The sequence below is a fragment of the Specibacter sp. AOP5-B1-6 genome, from assembly GCF_052376555.1.
Lineage (GTDB): Bacteria > Actinomycetota > Actinomycetes > Actinomycetales > Micrococcaceae > Specibacter.
On the sequence record NZ_JBQSVT010000110.1, the window covers coordinates 1 to 1285 of the forward strand.

The 1285-nt window shown below is 57.9% G+C and carries 1 protein-coding gene; it reads left to right on the plus strand.

From position 1 onward, the window contains the following. Positions 1-93: 93 nt before the first annotated feature. Entirely contained in the window at positions 94-1248 is a 1155-nt protein-coding gene (locus ACT3TS_RS19670) for an IS1249 family transposase (RefSeq protein WP_444533217.1), read from the plus strand. Positions 1249-1285: the final 37 nt, after the last annotated feature.

Consider the following 1285-nt stretch of genomic DNA (forward strand, 5'->3'; position numbering starts at 1 on the left):
GGGTTAGCGGCCAGAATGTGTGTATGAAAAGTGGCTTTTGACCAGTAATCATATGGGATGCAGGGCCCTGTACATGCTTTGAAAGCATGTATGGTGACAGTTCCCAAGAATCACCCCAGGTGTGGTGTATGTACCAAGAAGCTCGTAAAGAATGGCAAGACCAGCGCGGGAAGAACTAGGTGGCGGTGCAAGTCCTGTGGTGCTTCCAGCACCCAGTCACGTGTCGATGTCAGCAAGAAAGCAGAGTTCACAGCGTTCCTGTCCTGGATCACCGGCAAGGACCGTCAGGAAGCCCATGCAGGCTCCGCACGCACCTTTAGGCGTCAGAGTGCATGGTGCTGGGACGTGTCCCCTACAGCCGTCCTGAGCGGTGAAATACACCCCCAGATCATGCTCGACGGAACCTACTTCAACGACTGGTGCGTGCTGGTCGCCTACACCGGCAACCACGTCATCGCCTGGCAGTGGTGCGACAGAGAAAAACATGTCTCCTGGTCTGCCCTGCTGCAACAAATCCCGGCACCTGCGGTCGCGGTCGTTGACGGGCACAAAGGCCTGGAAAGTGCGCTGCGCGAGCACTGGCCAGAGACGAAGGTGCAACGGTGTCTTTTTCATATCCAGCAGAACATTCGAACACACCTCACGATGCGCCCAAATCTCGATGCCGGCAAGGAATTACTGGCGTTAGCCAAGGCCCTGACACCGATCCAAGACCTTGACCAAGCCGCTGTCTGGGCCGGGGAATTTGCTTCCTGGGAAGCACGCTGGGAGTCCTTCTTGAAGACCCGAACCTACGCGAAGAAGAACGGCGAGAGGCCCTCCCATATCGGCACGAACCAGCAATGGTGGTTTACACATCTACGCCTGCGTCGGGCCCGCGGAACACTGGCCACGGTATTGAAAAATGGGCACCTGTTCACCTGGCTCACCGCCGCCACTAACGAGCACAAGATCGACCGCACCACCAGCCCCTTGGAAGGCGGAATCAATGCCGGCCTCAAGCACCTTCTACGCGATCACCGTGGTCTCACAGACGACCACGCCAAACGAGCCGTTGACTGGTACCTCTACCTCCACAGCGAGTCCCCGAAAGACCCCTGGACGTTCGTGAACCCCAGCCACTGGCAGCCCCAAAGAAAACAAACCAAAACCATCGAAGAGCCCATCGGGCCAGCCCTCTACGACACAGCCTTCAGCCCCGAAGACGGGAACGGAATCCAACAAGGATGGGGCGGAAGAAGCCGATGACACGCCCGGGCCATACACACATTCTGGCCGCTAACCC